This is a genomic window from Ramlibacter sp. bp-362 (assembly GCF_054956735.1).
Map to the genome: position 1 here is coordinate 230,866 of NZ_JBUDXE010000002.1, position 15,993 is coordinate 246,858.

Here is a 15,993-nt window from a genome sequence, read left to right on the forward strand (position 1 = left end):
CGCATTGAAAGGCTTCGCATGACCTCTCCCGTCCTCGACGTCAAGCCGCTCGGCTTTCCCTGGGAAACCGAGGATCCCTTCCTGTTCTGCGCGCACCACGACGACGCCTATCCGCGGGGCAACGGCCGGCTCGGGCCGGACGCGTCGCTGGCGGGGCGCGACATCGGGCAGGACTTCAGCCGCAAGGACGGCTGGAGCATGTACCACGGCGACAGCGTGCCGGGCTTTCCCGCGCACCCGCACCGCGGCTTCGAGACGGTGACCATCGTGCGCAAGGGCCTCATCGACCACAGCGACTCGCTGGGCGCGGTCGCGCGCTTCGGCGCCGGCGACGTGCAGTGGGTGACCGCCGGCCGCGGGATCGTGCACTCCGAGATGTTCCCGCTGCTGGAGACCGCGCAGGACAACCCCACGGAGCTGTTCCAGGTCTGGCTGAACCTGCCGAAGCGCAGCAAGATGGCCGACCCGCACTTCACGATGCTGTGGAGCGAGCAGGTGCCGCGCCGCGTGCTCGAAGACGCGGCCGGCCGCAAGAGCGAAGTGGCCGTGATCGCCGGCCGCTTCGGCGACCTGCAGGCCCCGCCGCCGCCGCCCGACTCCTGGGCGGCGCAGGAGGAAGCCGAGGTCGCGATCTGGACGCTGCGCATGGAGCCGGGCGCGACGCTGCAGCTCCCGCCGGCGCTGCGGGTGGGCACGCGGCGCACGCTCTACTTCTTCGCGGGCAGCGCGGCGATGGTGGGCGGGCAGGCGATCGAGGGCCCGGCCGCGGTGACGCTGGACACGGGCGTGGAAGTGGCGCTCGCCGCGGGCGATGACGTCTGCGAGTTCCTGGTGCTGCAGGGCCGGCCCATCGGCGAGCCGGTGGCGCAGTACGGGCCCTTCGTGATGAACACGCAGCAGGAAATCATGCAGGCGATGCAGGACTACCGGCGCACGCAGTTCGGTGGGTGGAGTTTCCCGGACGCGGGGCCGGTGCACGGGAGCGAGCCGCTGCGCTTCGCGCGCTATCCGGACGGCACCGAGGAACGCCCTTAGGAATACGGACAGCCGGACGCATTGAAAAACGCGCCGAAGGCGCGTTTTCTGCTTGTGTGAAGAAGCGGCTTACTTTCCGGCCACCACCCGCACCATCTCCAGGCACTTGTTCGAGTAGCCCCACTCGTTGTCGTACCAGCTCACCAGCTTGACGAAGTTGTTGTCCAGCGCGATGCCGGCGTCGGCGTCGAAGATCGAGGTGCGGGCGTCGCCGACGAAGTCGGTGGCCACCACCTTGTCCTCGGTGTAGCCCAGCACGCCCTTCAGCGGGCCCTGGCTCTGGGCCTTCATCTCGGCGCAGATCTCGGCGTACGTCGCCGGCTTCTCCAGCTCCACCGTCAGGTCCACCACCGACACGTCGGAGGTGGGCACGCGGAAGGACATGCCCGTGAGCTTCTTGTTCAGCTCGGGGATCACCACGCCCACCGCCTTGGCCGCGCCGGTGGAGGAGGGGATGATGTTCTCCAGGATGCCGCGGCCGCCGCGCCAGTCCTTGTTGGACGGGCCGTCCACCGTCTTCTGCGTGGCCGTGGCGGCGTGCACCGTGGTCATCAGGCCGCGCTTGATGCCCCACTTGTCGTTCATCACCTTGGCGATGGGCGCCAGGCAGTTGGTCGTGCACGAGGCGTTGGAGATGATGTCCTCGCCCTTGTACTTCCTGTCGTTCACGCCGTAGACGAACATGGGCGTGTCGTCCTTGGACGGCGCCGACATGATCACCTTCTTCGCGCCGGCCTGCAGGTGCTTCTGCGCCCCGTCCTTGTTGAGGAAGATGCCGGTGGACTCGATCACCACCTCGGCGCCCACCTCGTTCCACTTCAGCGCGGACGGGTCCTTTTCCTGCGTGAGGCGGATCTTCTTGCCGTTGACGACCAGCGTGTTGCCCTCGACCGAGACCTCGCCCTTGAAGCGGCCGTGCACCGAGTCGTACTGCAGCATGTAGGCCAGGTAGTCCGGCTCCAGCAGGTCGTTGATGCCGACGATCTCGATGTCGGGGAAGTTCTGCACGGCCGCGCGCAGCACGTTGCGCCCGATGCGCCCGAACCCGTTGATGCCTACCTTGATTGCCATTGTTGACTCCTGGAAGAAAGAAACCGATCAGCCGCGGCGCAGGACTGCGCGCACGGTATCCGCCACATTTTGCGCCGTGAAGCCGAAGTGCTTGAACAGCACGCCCGCCGGAGCCGACTCGCCGAAGGTGTCGATGCCCACCACGGCCGCGCAGCCGTACTTCCACCAGAAGTCGGTCACGCCCGCCTCGACGGCGACGCGCGGCAGGTCCTCCGGCAACACGCTTTCCTTGTAGGCGCGGTCCTGGCGGTCGAAGGTCGTCGTGCTGGGCATGGACACCACGCGCACGGCCACGCCTTCCTGGGCCAGCGCGTCGCGCGCCTGCAGGGCCAGCTGCACTTCCGAGCCGGTGGCGATGAGCACCGCCTCGGCCTCCTCGTCGTCGGCCAGCACGTAGGCGCCGCGGGCGATGTCCTCCAGCCCCTGCTTGGGCGCATAGGCCAGGTTCTGGCGCGACAGCAGCAGGGCCGTCGGCCGGTTCGTGTTCTGCAGGGCCACCGTCCAGGCGACGGCGGTCTCGGCCGTGTCGCCGGGGCGCCAGACGTCGAGGTTGGGGATCAGGCGCAGGCTGGCGGCGTGCTCGATCGACTGGTGCGTCGGGCCGTCCTCGCCCAGGCCGATGGAGTCGTGCGTGAACACGTGCACCACGCGCCGCTTCATCAGCGCCGCCATGCGGATCGCGTTGCGGCTGTAGTCGCTGAAGGTCAGGAAGGTGCCGCCGTAGGGAATGAAGCCGCCGTGCAGGGCGATGCCGTTCATGATCGCGGCCATGCCGAACTCGCGCACGCCGTAGTTGATGTGCCGGCCGACCTTGCCGTCGGTGCGCACGACTTCGCCCGACTGGTCGAAGCGCAGCGGCGGCGTGCTCTTCGTGTTCGTGAGGTTGGAGCCGGTGAGGTCGGCCGAGCCGCCCAGCATCTCGGGCAGCGCGGCGGTGAAGGCTTCCAGCGCGATCTGCGAGGCCTTGCGCGAGGCGACGGACTCCGCCTTGGCGTGGGCGGAGGCGACGGCGTCGGCGGCCACGCGCAGGAAGTCCTGGGGCAGCTCGCCTTTCATGCGGCGCACGAATTCGGCGGCCAGTTCCGGATGCTCGGCGCGGTAGGCCGCGAAGCGGCGCTCCCAGTCGGATTCCAGCTCGTCCCCCTTGGCCGTCGCGTCCCACTCGTCGTACACGGCGCGCGGCAGCTCGAAAGGTTCGTGCTGCCAGCCCAAGGCCGTGCGCGTGAGCGCGATCTCGTCGGCGCCCAGCGGCTCGCCGTGCGCCTTGGCGGTGTTGGCGCGGTTGGGCGAGCCCTTGCCGATGTGCGTCTTGGCGACGACGAGCGTGGGCTTCTCGCTGCTGCGGCGCGCGTCGGCGATGGCGCGGTCCACCGCCTCGATGTCGTGGCCGTCCACCGGGCCGATCACGTTCCAGCCGTAGGCGCGGAAGCGGCCGGGCACGTCGTCGATGTACCAGGGCGTGACCTGGCCGTCGATGGAGATGCCGTTGTCGTCGTAGATGCAGACCAGCTTGTTCAGCTTCCAGGCGCCGGCCAGCGCGCAGGCCTCGTGGCTGATGCCCTCCATCAGGCAGCCGTCGCCCATGAAGACGTAGGTGTGGTGGTCGACGATCGCGTGGCCGGGCCGGTTGAACTCCGCGGCCAGCAGCTTCTCGGCCAGTGCCATGCCCACGGCGTTGGTGAGGCCCTGGCCCAGCGGGCCGGTGGTGGTCTCGACGCCGGGCGTGACGTCCACCTCGGGGTGGCCGGGCGTCTTGCTGTGGAGTTGCCGGAAGCCCTTGAGCTCGCCGATCGGCAGCTCGTAGCCGGTCAGGTGCAGCAGGGCATAGATCAGCATGGACCCGTGGCCGTTGGACAGCACGAAGCGGTCGCGGTCCATCCAGTGCGGGTTCTTCGGGTTGTGGCGCAGGTGGCGGTGCCAGAGGGCGACGGCGATGTCGGCCATGCCCATGGGCGCGCCCGGATGGCCCGAGTTCGCTTGTTGCACGGCGTCCATGGCGAGCGCGCGGATCGCGTTCGCCATCAGGGAATCGTTGGCCATCGGTGGCAGCTCCGGGAAGATCAGGGGAAACCCGGGATTTTAGATGACGGCCCCAGCCGGGGCCGCGCGGGTACATTGATGCCATGAAAGGCCTGCACCTCACCGCCGACCTGTACCGCTGCCGCTGCGAGCCGGCGTGGCTCGCGGACGCGCAGCAGCTCCAGGCCTGGTGCGAGGCGGCCGTGCAGGCCGTGGGGCTGCAGCCGCTGGAGCAGGTGTTCCATGCGGGCGGCGATGCGGCGGGACTGGGCGCCGCGATCCTCATGCCCGGCGCCCACCTGTGCCTGCACACCTGGCCGCAGTCCCGCAGCGTGACGGCGGACGTGTACGTGAGCAACGCGGACGGCGACCAGTCCGCCAAGGCCCGCGGCCTGATGTTCGCCCTGGTCAACCGCTTCCAGCCCGAGTGGACCGAGCAGCGCTCGCTGGACCGCGGGGAAGAAGAATGACGACCGACAAGGCCGAAGCGATGATCCTCGCGGCGGGGCGCGGCGAGCGCATGCGGCCGCTCACCGACAGCTGCCCCAAGCCCCTGCTGAAGGTGCACGGCAAGGCGCTGATCGCCTGGCACCTCGAGGCGCTGTGGCGCGGCGACTTCCGCGACGTCGTCGTCAACACGGCCTGGCTGGGCGAGCAGATCGAGGACGCCTTCGGCCACGAGACCGAGGACGGCATGCGCATCCGCTACTCGCACGAGGGCCGCGACTTCGGCGGCGCGCTGGAAACCGCCGGCGGCATCGCCCGGGCGCTGCCGCTGCTGGCCGACGTCTTCTGGATCGTCGCCGGCGACGTGTACATGCCGCGCTTCCTGTTCACCCGCGCCGCCTACGAAGACTTCGCGGCGAGCGGCAAGCAGGCCCACCTGTTCCTGGTGCCCAACCCGCCGCACAACGCGAAGGGCGACTTCGGCCTTTCGCCCGACGGCCTGGCCTTGAACCAGGCGGAGGTGCGCTACACCTATTCCACGACGGGCCTGTTCCGCCAGTCCTTCTTCGCCGGCCTGCCGCACGGCAACCCGCAAGGCGAGAAATTGGCGCTGGCGCCGCTGCTGCGCGCCGCGATGGACCGCGGCGAAGTGAGCGCCGAGCTGTACCACGGCCCCTGGACCGACGTCGGCACGCCCGAGCGCCTGGCCGCCCTGAACGCGGATCCGCAAACGCGGACAATGCCACCATGAACACCACCGTGCCCACTTCCGTCTATGCCCAGCGCCGCGCCCGCATGGCGGCGCAGCTGGGCCGCAACGGCATCGCCCTGATCCCGACGGCGCCGGAGCGCCAGCGCAACCGCGACTCCGACTTCCTGTTCCGCCACGACAGCTACTTCTACTACCTGACCGGGTTCACCGAACCCAACGCCTGGCTGGTGGTCACCGGCGACGGCCGCAGCACGCTGTTCTGCCAGCCCAAGGACCTGGAGCGCGAGATCTGGGACGGCTACCGGCTGGGCCCCGAAGCGGCGGTGGGGGCGCTGGCCGTGGACGCCGCCTTCCCCATCGGCGACATGGACGCGCAGATGCCCCGGCTGCTGGAGAACCGCGACGCCGTCTGGTACCCGTTCGCGATCCACGAAGGGCTGGAGCAGCGCGTCGCCGGCTGGCTCAACCGGGTGCGCGCCCGCGTGCGCTACGGCGCGCTGTGCCCCGAGCAGCAGCGCGACCTGTGCGCCGTGCTCGACGAGATGCGCCTCGTGAAGGATGCGCACGAGCAGGACATCATGCGGCGCGCCGCCGCCATCAGCGCCCGGGCGCACGTGCGCACCATGCAGGCCTGCGCGCGCATGCTGCGCGAAGGCAAGGACGTGCGCGAGTTCCACCTCGACGCCGAGCTGATGCACGAGTTCCGCATGGGCGGCTCGCAGTACCCGGCCTACAGCTCCATCGTGGCCGCCGGCGCGAACGCCTGCGTGCTGCACTACCGCGCCGACGTGGCGCCGGTGCGCGCGGGCGAACTGGTGCTGATCGACGCCGGCTGCGAGCTCGACGGCTACGCGAGCGACATCACCCGCACCTTCCCGGCCGACGGCAAGTTCACCGGCCCGCAGCGCACGCTCTACGACATCGTGCTGGCTTCGCAGCAGGCCGCGGTCGATGCGACGAAACCGGGCGCCCGCTTCACCGACCCGCACGACGCGGCCGTGAAGGTGCTGGCGCAGGGCATGCTCGACGTGGGCCTGCTCGACGCCGACAAGGTCGGCTCGCTCGAGGACGTGATCGAGAAGCGCGCCTACTTCCCCTTCTACATGCACCGCACGGGCCACTGGCTGGGCATGGACGTGCACGACTGCGGCAGCTACGTGGAGCCCGGCGAGCTGGGCCAGGTGAGCGAACGCAAGGACCCGCTGTCCGGCGAGACGATCCAGAACCGCCCGAGCCGCATCCTGCAGCCCGGCATGGTGCTCACCATCGAGCCGGGCATCTACGTGCGCCCGGGCGAAGGGGTGCCGGAGCAGTTCCACAACATCGGCATCCGCATCGAGGACGACGCGATCGTCGACGCGCAGGGCTGCGAACTGATCACGCGCGGCGTCCCGGTGGACGGCGACGAGATCGAAGCGCTGATGCGCGCCTGAGCCAGCCGCCGCGCGTCCCGGTGTGGGCGCGCGCCGAGCTTGCAATCGGAAACGTCCGACACATCGCCGCGGCAGGTTTCGGGAAACTTTGCCGCGGCGCCTGCATTCATGGGCGCCTCGCTGGGAGGCGATCATGGCAATGGCGCGTTTTCGGCCGCAGGCCGGCTTCACCCTGATCGAACTGATGATCGCCGTCGCGATCATCGGCATCCTGGCCGCGATCGCGCTGGGGCAGTACCGCGACTACACGCGGCGCGCCCGCATGTCGGAGGTCATCCTCGCCACGGCCCACTGCAAGACCCGCATCGCCGAGTCCTACCTGTCGCTGCCGTCGCCGCCCGCTTCCGCCGCGGCCTGGGGCTGCGAGGCGCCGGGGACGACGCGCTACGTGAGCGCGATCCAGACGTCGGTGGACGGCGCGATCCGCGTCACCATCGACCACCTCGACCCGGTGGTCAACGGCCAGCACCTGTTCCTCGTGCCGGCCCGCAGCGACGGCAGCCCGCTCAGCGTGGCCACGGACCTGGGCAACGCGGTGCCGCGCTGGCTGTGCGGCTCCGACTCGTCCTTCGTGCGCAAGGCGCTGCCCTCCACCTGCCGCGACGACGCGACGCCCTACGCCTCGGGCGACTACGAGTAGGCGCCGCGCTCAGACCAGGTTGCGCAGTTCGCGCAGCGCCACCGACAGCATCGCGAGGTCGCTGCCCGGCGTCTCCTGCAATTCCACCAGCAGCCGCTGCGCGCGCTCCAGCGCCTGCCGGTTGCCCTGTTCCCAGCGGTCCAGCACGACGCCCGCCTCGCCCTCCTGGTGGGCCACGGCCTGCAGCGCGATCGAGCGCTGCAGGTCGGTCAGGTCGTCGGCCAGCGCGAGCCGCGCCAGACCCTGCCAGTAGCTCTCGGCGGGCAGCAGCTCGATCTGCTGGCGCATGCGCTCCAGGCCCAGCCGCTCCCCGACGCCGGCATGCACCTGCGCCGTGAGCGCCAGAGGCCGCTTGCTCGCCTCGGCGATCTCGGCGATGTCGAGCGCGAAGAAGAGGCGCCCGGCGCCGTCCACCTGCGCCGCCAGTTCCGCCGGGACGCCGTCGGCGCTCCAGCGCTCGGCGCGCGGTGAAGCCGGCGTCGCGGACTCCAGGTGCGAGGCCAGGGCCTGCACCGCCGGGGCGAAGCGGCTCACCTGCTGCTCGGTGGGCTCGAACAGGCGCCGCGAACGCAGGAACCAGGTGGTCGCGCGGGTCACCAGCCCGCGCAGCGCGAGAACCATCTCTGCCTGCACCTCGTCCGGCACTCGGCTGTCCAGCGCCTCGATCTGCTGCCACAGCGCGACCAGCCCGAACACTTCGCGGCTCGCCAGGTAGGCGCGCACCACCTGCGGCGGCGTCGCGCCCGTGATCTCGCCCAGCCGGTGCACGAAAGTGGGGCCGACGCGGTTCACCATGCTGTTCAGCACGTGCGTGGCGATGATCTCGCGCTTGAGGGGATGGCGCGGGATCACCGCGGCGAACCTCTCCTTCAGCTGCGTGGGGAAGTAGCGCTCCAGCGCGGTGGCGATCCAGGGATCCTCCGGCAGGTCGGAGGCGATCAGCTCGTCGTTCAGCCACATCTTCCCGTAGGCGAGCAGCACCGCCCGCTCGGGATTCGTGAGCCCCAGCCCCTTGGCCTTGCGCTCGGCGATGGCTTCCTCCGACGGCAGGAACTCGATGGCGCGATCGAGTTCGCCCTTCTTCTCCAGGAAGCGGATGAAGCGCGCCTGCTCCTCCAGCTGGCGCGGCGCGATGCGCCCGCCGATGGAGAGCTCCTGCGTCTGGAAGTAGTTGTCGCGCAGCACCAGCGCCGCCACCTGCTCGGTCATCTGCGGCAGCAGCGTGTCGCGCTGGCGCCCGGTCAGCTCGCCGTCGGCCTGCGCGATGCCCAGCAGGATCTTGATGTTCACCTCGTGGTCGGAGGTGTCGACGCCCGCGGAGTTGTCGATCGCGTCGGTGTTCAGCTTCACGCCGTGCAGCGCCGCCTCGATGCGGCCGCGCTGCGTGAAGCCCAGGTTGCCGCCTTCGGCCACCACCTTGCAGCGCAGCTGCGCGCCATCGATGCGCACCGCGTCGTTCGCGCGGTCGCCCACCTCGGCATGCGACTCGCTCGAGGCCTTCACGTAGGTGCCGATGCCGCCGTTGTACAGCAGGTCCACCGGCGCCTTCAGGATCGCGCTCACCACCTCGGCGGGCGTCAGGTGCTCGGCCTCCACGCCCAGCACCGCGCGCGCCTGCGGTGACAGGGGAACGGATTTCTCCGAGCGCGCCCAGACGCCGCCGCCGGCGGAGATCAGCTTGCTGTCGTAGTCGGCCCAGGACGAGCGCGGCAGGTGGAACAGGCGTTCGCGTTCGGCGAAGGAGGCTTCGGCCTGCGGGTCCGGGTCGATGAAGACGTGGCGGTGGTCGAACGCGGCGACGAGCCGGATGTGCCGCGAGCGCAGCATGCCGTTGCCGAACACGTCGCCCGACATGTCGCCGATGCCGGCCACGGTGAAGTCGGTCGCCTGCGTGTCCACGCCCAGCTCGCGGAAGTGGCGCTTGACGCTTTCCCAGGCGCCGCGGGCGGTGATGCCCATCTCCTTGTGGTCGTAGCCCTTGCTGCCGCCGGAGGCGAAGGCGTCGCCCAGCCAGAAGCCGTACTCCGCGCTGATCGCGTTGGCGATGTCCGAGAAGCTGGCCGTCCCCTTGTCGGCGGCGACCACGAGATAAGGATCGTCGCCGTCGATGCGCAGCACCTGCGGCGGCGGCACGGACTGGCCGGCGACCAGGTTGTCGGTCAGGTCCAGCAGCCCGCGCAGGAAGTCCTGGTAGCAGGCCACGCCCTCCTTCAGGAAGGCCTCGCGGTCGCTGGCGGGCGGCGCCTTCTTCAGCACGAAGCCGCCCTTGGAACCCACCGGCACGATCACGGTGTTCTTGACCATCTGCGCCTTCACCAGGCCCAGCACCTCGGTACGGAAGTCGTCCGGCCGGTCCGACCAGCGCAGCCCGCCGCGCGCGACCTTGCCGCCGCGCAGGTGGATGCCCTCGAAGCGCGGCGAGTAGACCCAGATCTCGTAGAGCGGCTTCGGCTCGGGCAGGCCGGGTACCTTGCGCGAATCGAGCTTGAAGCTGAGGAAGGGCCGGCGCGGCCCGGGCGCGCCGCTGGCGCCCGGGCCGGTGCGCCAGTGGTTGGTGCGCAGCGTGGCCTGCGCGAGCGCCAGCAGCTGGCGCAGCACCCGGTCCTCCGAGAGCTTGCTGACCTTGTCGAGCGCCTGCTCCAGCGCGTTCACCTGCGCCGCCGCGCCGGCCGCGTCGTGCGCCTGGGGATCGAAGCGCAGCCGGAACAGCGCCACCAGCATGCGGGCGATGCGCGGATGCGCCGCCAGCGTCGCGGCGATGGTCGCCTGCGACTGGGCGAAGCCGATCTGCTGCAGGTAGCGCGCATAGGCGCGCAGCACCACGACGTCCTCGGCGGCGAGCGCGGCCAGCAGCACCAGCCGGTTGAAGTCGTCGTTCTCCACCTCGCCGCGGAACACGCGGGCGAAGGCGTCCTCGAACAGGCGGGCCAGCGCCTGCGGCTCGATCTCCGCGTTGACCTGCGCCTCGAGCGCGAAGTCGTGCAGGAACACGGGCCCGCCTTCGCCGGCGCGCTCCAGCCGGTGGTTGTCCTCCGCGAGCACGCGCACGCCCATGTGCTCCAGCATGGGCAGGCTGTCGGACAGCACCACGGGCGCGCCGAGCCGGTACACCTTCAGCCCGAGCCGCCCCTCGGGCGCGCCCAGGGGCCAGTACAGGGAGAGGGCGAGCGGCGCCTGCGGCGTGAGCGCCTCCAGCTTGCGGATGTCGTGCACGGCCGCCTGCACCGGCACGCGCTCGCGGTAGGCGACCGGGAAGGCGGCGGTCCAGCGCCGGTCCAGCGCGAGGCCGGCCGCCTCGCCCTCGCTCTCCACCAGCGCATCGCGCAGCGCGTCTTCCCAGCGGCGCGCCACGGCGGCCAGCCGCCGCTCGAGATCCTTGCGGTCGACGGCCGGCAGCGGGTTGGGCGCGACGCGCACGTTGAAGTGGATGCGCGCCAGCTGCGTGCCGGACAGCAGCACGTCGAAGTCGATGTGGCTGCCGCCGAAGGCCTGCAGCAGGATGCGCTGGAACTTCAGCCGCAGCTGCGTGGAGAAGGCCTCGCGCGGCACGAACACCAGGCAGGACACGAAGCGCTCGAAGGGGTCGGGCCACAGGAACAGGCGCAGGCGGTGGCGCTCGCCGAGCGCGAGGATGCCCAGCGCGATCTCGTACAGCTGGTCCTCGCCCAGCTGGAACAGGTCGTCGCGCGGGAAGGTCTCCAGGGTGTGCAGCAAGGCCTTGGCCAGGTGGCCGCCGGGCGAGAAGCCGGCCCGCTGCTCGATGCGCTGCACCTTGCGGCGCAGCAGCGGCGTCTCGGTCACGCGCTCGGAGTAGGCGCTGGAAGTGAACAGGCCGATGAAGCGGTGTTCGCCCACCACGGCGCCCGAAGCATCGAAGCGCTTGATGCCGATGTAGTCGGTGTAGCCGTCGCGGTGCACCGTCGATCGGGTGTTCGCCTTGGTGACGATCAGCAGCGGCTCCTTCGCGCGGGCGAGCGCGCGCGCGGCCGGGGGCAGGGCGGCGAAGCTCGCCGAGGCCTCGCCGGGCCCCGCGCGCAGCACGCCCAGGCCGCTGCCTTCCACCGGCTTCAGCGCGAGGCCGTCGCCCTGTTCCACCAGGTCGTGCTCGCGGTAGCCGAGCAGGGTGAAGTGGTCGTCGGCCAGCCACTGCAGGAAGGCGCGGATCTCGGCGACCGTCTCGGGCGCCACGCCGGGCGGCGGGTTGGCAAGCGTTTCACGCACCGCGTCCAGGCGCGCGAGCATCGCCTTCCAGTCCGTGACGGCGGCGCGCACGTCGGCCAGCACGCGCTCGATGCCGCGCGTGAGCGCGGCGCGCTGCTCGCCGTCGACGATGCGGTCCACCTCGATCGTCATCCACGACTCGCGCGGCCACCCGGGCTGCGCATGCCGTGGCGCGACCGACTGCAGGACGCCGCGCGCGTCGCGCTGCACGGCGAAGATCGGGTGCACCGTGAGGTGCAGCGCCAGCCCCTGGCGCGCGATCTCGAGCGAGACCGAGTCGACGAGGAAGGGCATGTCGTCGTTGACGACCTGCACGATGCTGTGGCGCGAGCCCCAGCCGTCGGCGCCGTGCGAAGGGCTCAGCACGCGCACCTTCGCCACGCCCGCGGGGCGCTGCGCCGCGAACTGCCAGTGCGACAGCAGCGCGCCCGCCAGGTCCTCGGGGCTGCGCTCGTCGAGGTCGTCGAGGTCCACCTGGCCGAAGTACTCGCGGGCGAAGTCGGGCGGCCATCCCGCCGCGTCCGACTGCGGCGCGCCGGCCCGCGCGGTGACTGCGGCGATGCGCTCCTCGCGCAGGGACTCGGTGACGGCTGCCATGGGTGTCCTCCTCGGCCTGACTGTAGGCAGGCTGGCTCCCCGCGGGCACCGTGTGCACATGCGGGATACGCATATTTCCATACTAGGGTTTTCCCGGCGGCTCGGGACTACAATCCCAGGCTCTTTTTTCCCCCAGAACAAGCGCCGCCCGCGGTTGCCGGCGCAGGAGACCGGATTCCATGCCTACCCCTTCCCCGGCCGACACCAACGGCAAGAGCGAGCCCGTCGACAAGCGCGCGGAACTGCGCCAGGCGGCCCTCGAGTACCACGAGCACCCGGTCCCGGGGAAGGTGGCGATCGCCGCCACCAAGCAGCTGATCAACCAGCACGACCTGTCGCTCGCCTATTCGCCCGGCGTCGCGGCGCCCTGCGAGGAAATCGTCAAGGACCCGACGGCCGCCTTCCGCTACACCGCGCGCGGCAACCTCGTGGGCGTGGTCACCAACGGCACCGCGGTGCTGGGCCTGGGCGACATCGGCCCCATGGCCGCCAAGCCGGTGATGGAGGGCAAGGGCGTCCTGTTCAAGAAGTTCGCCGGCATCGACGTGTTCGACATCGAGATCGCCGAGAAGGAGGACCTGGACAAGCTGGTCGACGTGATCGCGGCGCTGGAGCCCACCTTCGGCGGCATCAACCTCGAGGACATCAAGGCGCCGGACTGCTTCTACGTGGAGCGCAAGCTGCGCGAGCGCATGAAGATCCCGGTCTTCCACGACGACCAGCACGGCACGGCCATCACCGTGGCCGCCGCGATCCTCAACGGCCTGAAGGTCGTGGGCAAGGAGCTGAAGGACGTCAAGCTGGTGACCTCGGGCGCCGGCGCCGCCGCGCTCGCCTGCCTGGGCCTGCTGGTGAAGCTGGGCGTGCCGCGCAAGAACATCTTCGTCACCGACATCAAGGGCGTGGTCTACAGCGGCCGCACGGAACTGATGGACGAGGACAAGGCGCAGTTCGCGCAGGAGACGAAGGCGCGCACGCTCGCCGAGGTGATCGTCGATGCGGACGTTTTCCTGGGCCTGTCGGCCGGCGGCGTGCTCAAGCCGGAGATGGTCAAGACGATGGCGGCGCGGCCGCTGATCCTGGCCCTGGCCAACCCGAATCCCGAGATCAACCCGGAAGACGCCAAGGCGGCGCGCGCCGACTGCATCATGGCGACGGGGCGCACCGACTACCCGAACCAGGTGAACAACGTCCTGGTCTTCCCCTACATCTTCCGCGGGGCGCTGGATTCGGGCGCGACCACCATCACCGTGGAGATGGAGATCGCCGCGGTGCACGCCCTGGCCGAGCTGGCGCAGGCGGAGCAGAGCGAGGTGGTCGCGGCCGCCTACGCCGGCCAGCAGCTGAGCTTCGGCCCCGAGTACCTGATCCCCAAGCCCTTCGACCCGCGGCTGATGATCAAGATCGCGCCGGCGGTGGCCAAGGCGGCGGCGGAGAGCGGCGTGGCGCTGCGGCCGATCGCCGACATGGACGCGTACCGCGAGAAGCTGCAGAGCTTCGTCTACGCCTCGGGCACGACCATGAAGCCGATCTTCGCGCTGGCCAAGACGGCGCAGAAGAAGAAGGTCGCGTTCTGCGAGGGCGAGGAGGAGCGCGTGCTGCGCGCCGCGCAGATCGTCTCCGACGAGAACGTCGCGCGGCCGACGCTGATCGGCCGCCCGAAGATCATCGCCCAGCGCATCGAGAAGTTCGGCCTGCGCCTGCAGGAAGGGCGCGACTACGACGTCGTCAACACCGACTACGACGAGCGCTACCGCGACTTCTGGCAGACCTACTACCGCATGACCGACCGCAAGGGCGTCACGGTGCAGATGGCCAAGATCGAGATGCGCCGGCGCCTGACGCTGATCGGCGCGATGCTGCTGCAGAAGGACCAGGTCGACGGCATGATCTGCGGCACCTGGGGCACCACCGACATCCACCTGCGCTACATCGACCAGGTGATCGGGCGCCGCGCCGGCTGCAAGACCTACGCCGCCATGAACGGCCTGATGCTGCCCAACCGGCAGGTCTTCCTGGTCGACACCCACGTCAACTACGACCCCGACGCGGCCCAGCTGGCCGAGATCACCGTGATGGCCGCCGAGGAGATGCTGCGCTTCGGCATCAAGCCCAAGGTCGCCCTGCTGAGCCACTCCAACTTCGGCAGCAGCAACTACCCCAGCGCGCTGAAGATGCGCGAGACCCTGGACCTGCTGCACGAACAGGCGCCCTGGCTCGAGGTGGACGGCGAGATGCACGGCGACATCGCCCTGGACGGCCAGGCCCGGTCGCACCTGATGCCGCACAGCACCCTGGCCGGCGACGCCAACCTGCTGGTGCTGCCCAACATCGATGCAGCCAATATTTCCTACAACCTGCTGAAGACGGCGGCCGGCGGCAACATCGCCATCGGCCCGGTGCTGCTCGGGGCGGCCAAGCCGGTGCACATCCTGACGGCCAGCACCACCGTACGGCGCATCGTCAACATGGCGGCCCTGACGGTGGCGGACGCGAACGCGGCCCGCTGAGGCCGAGCCGGAAAGCAGGCGCTGACTTAGAAAAGGGGTGCCGGGGGCGGAAAGGCCACTCCGCCTGCCCAAAAATTGGGCGGCGTCTTGCCTTTGAACCACACATGGGTCACACTACCGGCCTTGAGTTTTCCGGGTTTACCCGGGTAGAAGATAGGTCGGCCAGAAGGCCGGAAGTTTGGAAGTGATCCGGCCCAGGCCGGGTGTGGCGTCCCCTTGAAGATCTCCCCAGAAGGTCCGTTCATGGCCCGGTTCGCGGCAGTCAAGTTAGTGCTCACCAGCACCTTGACGGCCGTCGCGATCGCCGGCGCTCCCCTGGTGCAAGCCCGGGGTCCCGTGGACGGATGGGCCACCGACCAGGCGGCCACGGTGCACGTCACCGCGCTGCCGCCGCAAGGCCGGGAGACCTACGAACTGATCCGCCGGGGCGGACCGTTCCCGCATGACAAGGACGGCACGGTGTTCGGCAACCGGGAGCGGCTGCTCCCGCTGCAGAAGCGCGGCTACTGGCGCGAATACACCGTGCGGACGCCTGGATCCCGCGACCGGGGCGCCCGGCGCATCGTGTGCGGAGGCCCGCCCCGGACGCCGGACGCCTGCTACTACACCGCCGACCACTACGCCAGTTTTCGCATGATTGTGGAGTGACCCCCCGAAATGAAGCGGGACCTGTTTCTGACCAACGAGAAAGCCACGGAGATGGAAAAACCACTTCGTCCTGATGTTTCCGAGACGCCGATCAAGGGCGTGCGCAGCAACATCGTGCAGTCGATCCGCGCCTTCCGGGTGCAGGACCTGCAGGAGACCGCCACCGCCCTCGGCCACCACTTCCTGTACGCCAACCTGGCCACCGCCCAGAGCAAGCAGGACGTGCTGGACATGATCGCGCAGCAGTTCACCTTCCCCCAGCACTTCGGCAAGAACTTCGACGCGCTGTACGACTGCATGACCGACCCGCTCCACAAGTCCGGCCCGCAGCCGGGCTTCATCGTGGTGCTGGAGCACATCCCCGCCAACGGCAAGTTCGACAAGGAAGCGCGCGAGCAGCTGCTGGACATCTTCCGCGACACGGCCGACTACTGGGCCGACCGGAAGGTGCCGTTCCGATGTTTCTATTCTTTTCGGTAGCCCGTTCCGCACAAGCTGGCCAAGCGGAACGGGCGACCGAGGCCCAGGGCGAACCGGTGCAGCAGCCGGTCGCGAACGACGGAGAGAAGATGCCCACGGACAAGATCCTGGACGTCTCGCCTCTCGCACTGCGCATGAGCAGCCCCTTCAACGCGAGCTACTGGCTCGCGGCGGCGTAGG

11 protein-coding genes are annotated in these 15,993 nt (G+C 69.9%); 8 read left to right on the forward strand and 3 right to left on the reverse strand.

Going from position 1 to position 15,993, the window contains the following annotated elements:
• Window positions 1–18: 18 nt before the first annotated feature.
• Window positions 19–1,035, forward strand: a complete 1,017-nt coding sequence (locus ACY0MJ_RS03550) for a pirin family protein (protein ID WP_462636900.1) — start codon at window positions 19–21, stop codon at window positions 1,033–1,035.
• Window positions 1,036–1,104: 69 nt separating this feature from the next.
• On the opposite strand, the gene gap is transcribed toward ACY0MJ_RS03550, so the two are convergent.
• Both gap and tkt read right to left on the reverse strand, forming a co-directional pair.
• Complete coding sequence (gene gap, locus ACY0MJ_RS03555) at window positions 1,105–2,106, reverse strand: type I glyceraldehyde-3-phosphate dehydrogenase (RefSeq protein ID WP_462636901.1); 1,002 nt, start codon at window positions 2,104–2,106, stop codon at window positions 1,105–1,107.
• A 27-nt stretch (window positions 2,107–2,133) separates the two neighbouring features.
• Window positions 2,134–4,146, reverse strand: coding sequence for a transketolase (gene tkt, locus ACY0MJ_RS03560; RefSeq protein ID WP_462636902.1), 2,013 nt, complete (start codon window positions 4,144–4,146; stop codon window positions 2,134–2,136).
• A gap of 83 nt (window positions 4,147–4,229) precedes the next feature.
• Between tkt and ACY0MJ_RS03565 the strand changes: the two genes are divergently transcribed.
• From ACY0MJ_RS03565 to ACY0MJ_RS03580, 4 genes are all read left to right on the forward strand, one after another.
• Window positions 4,230–4,595: an S-adenosylmethionine decarboxylase family protein gene (locus ACY0MJ_RS03565; protein WP_462636903.1), complete on the forward strand. Its 366-nt coding sequence runs from the start codon at window positions 4,230–4,232 to the stop codon at window positions 4,593–4,595.
• Window positions 4,592–5,323: an N-acetylmuramate alpha-1-phosphate uridylyltransferase MurU gene (gene murU / locus ACY0MJ_RS03570; RefSeq protein WP_462636904.1), complete on the forward strand. Its 732-nt coding sequence runs from the start codon at window positions 4,592–4,594 to the stop codon at window positions 5,321–5,323. The genes ACY0MJ_RS03565 and murU overlap by 4 nt, the downstream gene beginning before the upstream one ends.
• Window positions 5,320–6,717, forward strand: a complete 1,398-nt coding sequence (locus ACY0MJ_RS03575) for an aminopeptidase P N-terminal domain-containing protein (RefSeq protein WP_462636905.1) — start codon at window positions 5,320–5,322, stop codon at window positions 6,715–6,717. The genes murU and ACY0MJ_RS03575 overlap by 4 nt, the downstream gene beginning before the upstream one ends.
• Before the next feature lie 139 nt (window positions 6,718–6,856).
• Window positions 6,857–7,357: a pilin gene (locus ACY0MJ_RS03580; protein ID WP_462636906.1), complete on the forward strand. Its 501-nt coding sequence runs from the start codon at window positions 6,857–6,859 to the stop codon at window positions 7,355–7,357.
• Between the two features lie 9 nt (window positions 7,358–7,366).
• Here ACY0MJ_RS03580 and ACY0MJ_RS03585 read toward each other — a convergent pair whose 3' ends face one another.
• A complete protein-coding gene (locus ACY0MJ_RS03585; protein WP_462636907.1) occupies window positions 7,367–12,175 on the reverse strand; it encodes an NAD-glutamate dehydrogenase in 4,809 nt (1,602 codons plus the stop codon).
• 179 nt (window positions 12,176–12,354) lie between these two features.
• Here ACY0MJ_RS03585 and ACY0MJ_RS03590 point away from each other — a divergent pair, with 179 nt between their 5' ends.
• The 3 genes from ACY0MJ_RS03590 to ACY0MJ_RS03600 all read left to right on the forward strand — a co-directional run bounded on the left by ACY0MJ_RS03590 (window position 12,355) and on the right by ACY0MJ_RS03600 (window position 15,813).
• On the forward strand, window positions 12,355–14,685 hold the full coding sequence (locus ACY0MJ_RS03590) for an NADP-dependent malic enzyme (protein WP_462636908.1): 2,331 nt from the start codon (window positions 12,355–12,357) through the stop codon (window positions 14,683–14,685).
• Window positions 14,686–14,928: 243 nt separating this feature from the next.
• The gene (locus tag ACY0MJ_RS03595; protein ID WP_462636909.1) at window positions 14,929–15,333 is read left to right on the forward strand and encodes a guanyl-specific ribonuclease; all 405 of its coding nucleotides are present in this window, start codon (window positions 14,929–14,931) and stop codon (window positions 15,331–15,333) included.
• Window positions 15,334–15,384: 51 nt separating this feature from the next.
• On the forward strand, window positions 15,385–15,813 hold the full coding sequence (locus ACY0MJ_RS03600; protein ID WP_462636910.1) for a barstar family protein: 429 nt from the start codon (window positions 15,385–15,387) through the stop codon (window positions 15,811–15,813).
• Window positions 15,814–15,993: the final 180 nt, after the last annotated feature.

Coding starts and splice junctions, on each gene's coding strand:
- ACY0MJ_RS03550 (WP_462636900.1), top strand. CDS start 19: ATGACCTCTCCCGTCCTCGACGTCAAGCCGCTCGGCTTTCCCTGGGAA.
- gap (WP_462636901.1), bottom strand. CDS start 2,106: ATGGCAATCAAGGTAGGCATCAACGGGTTCGGGCGCATCGGGCGCAAC.
- tkt (WP_462636902.1), bottom strand. CDS start 4,146: ATGGCCAACGATTCCCTGATGGCGAACGCGATCCGCGCGCTCGCCATG.
- ACY0MJ_RS03565 (WP_462636903.1), top strand. CDS start 4,230: ATGAAAGGCCTGCACCTCACCGCCGACCTGTACCGCTGCCGCTGCGAG.
- murU (WP_462636904.1), top strand. CDS start 4,592: ATGACGACCGACAAGGCCGAAGCGATGATCCTCGCGGCGGGGCGCGGC.
- ACY0MJ_RS03575 (WP_462636905.1), top strand. CDS start 5,320: ATGAACACCACCGTGCCCACTTCCGTCTATGCCCAGCGCCGCGCCCGC.
- ACY0MJ_RS03580 (WP_462636906.1), top strand. CDS start 6,857: ATGGCGCGTTTTCGGCCGCAGGCCGGCTTCACCCTGATCGAACTGATG.
- ACY0MJ_RS03585 (WP_462636907.1), bottom strand. CDS start 12,175: ATGGCAGCCGTCACCGAGTCCCTGCGCGAGGAGCGCATCGCCGCAGTC.
- ACY0MJ_RS03590 (WP_462636908.1), top strand. CDS start 12,355: ATGCCTACCCCTTCCCCGGCCGACACCAACGGCAAGAGCGAGCCCGTC.
- ACY0MJ_RS03595 (WP_462636909.1), top strand. CDS start 14,929: ATGGCCCGGTTCGCGGCAGTCAAGTTAGTGCTCACCAGCACCTTGACG.
- ACY0MJ_RS03600 (WP_462636910.1), top strand. CDS start 15,385: ATGGAAAAACCACTTCGTCCTGATGTTTCCGAGACGCCGATCAAGGGC.